This is a genomic window from Acinetobacter sp. GN11 (assembly GCF_054823985.1).
On the sequence record NZ_JRVL01000321.1, the window covers coordinates 1 to 1050 of the forward strand.

Here is a 1050-nt window from a genome sequence, read left to right on the forward strand (position 1 = left end):
AATATTTTCCTGTATTATTTATTTTTAGTAAAAATCCAGTCCAAATATCATTATCTTTTTCACACTCCAAATAAAGTTTATTAATTGCTATTAATAACTCTCCACTTGTATTTAATGCATAATCCTTAGTATATAAAACTGGTTTTTCTCCAATCCAACATTCAACAGTTGTTTTTTTTCTTAGACCAATTTCTTTATCTCTTAAACCTTCAGTATAAAAAGAAATATACTTCCAATTAACAGGAATTATAGCCTCAACTACTTCTTGAACTATCACATTAATAAGTTGAGATTTTTCAATAAAATTCACTCTATCCCCCTGCTTTATTTTCAAATTAAACTCTAATCCACCTACCATCTGCTTTCTGAAATTTAGTTACAAAACCTTCTGGACGAATTGGATTATTATCATAAATTACTTCAATCTTAACAGGATTTTTGGGCGCTTACTTAGATACTATTGATGAGGATAATGAACTTCATTAATTATGACGAATCATTAAAGAAAGAAGTCATTTTACTTCTTTCTTTAATTTAGAATTACATCGACCACTCGATTAATCTCAATATTTTGATATTTTTGAGATCAAGTCCACTACCTCGGTAGACATGATATTCCAAATGGCAGGTTAAGAGGCTGATTCAATCCCAACCAACAAAGCAGACATAAAAGCACGCTTATCAATAATCTCATTATCAAATACCAGTTCAATTCGATCAAAAAGCATACTAAAATCCTCACTGGAATCCAAAATTGTTGCACTGAGTAAAGCTATTAGTCGTTGTCGTGAGCCCTGAGAATATGTATTAAACTCAGGCAAAAGCAAAGTTCTGACAGCTTTAACTACATCTTCAGGCTGATTCACATTCAAACCATGCAGTTTCAAACAATCCTCATGGCTTACATAGTTGACATCAAACACTTTAAGCACACTAAGTAAATCGAATATTTCCTGTTTTGCTTTCATTATTCACCCCAAATAGGAAAAGCCATATTTATTTGGCCTTTCTTGAACCAAACCTGTACAGAATATGACTTCCTGTAGGTTA

2 protein-coding genes are annotated in these 1050 nt (G+C 31.5%); both read right to left on the reverse strand.

Annotated elements, in window-relative coordinates; genetic code table 11:
• Nucleotides 1-310, reverse strand: a 310-nt coding sequence (locus NL42_RS18805) for a hypothetical protein (RefSeq protein ID WP_461313906.1), incomplete at its 3' end; no start/stop codon positions are given.
• A gap of 319 nt (nt 311-629) precedes the next feature.
• On the reverse strand, nt 630-968 hold the full coding sequence (locus tag NL42_RS18810; protein ID WP_461313907.1) for a hypothetical protein: 339 nt from the start codon (nt 966-968) through the stop codon (nt 630-632).
• Nucleotides 969-1050 lie beyond the last annotated feature (82 nt).

What these genes read in the sequence shown, in the direction of transcription:
- NL42_RS18810 (WP_461313907.1), bottom strand. Translation starts at nt 968, where the DNA reads ATGAAAGCAAAACAGGAAATATTCGATTTACTTAGTGTGCTTAAAGTG.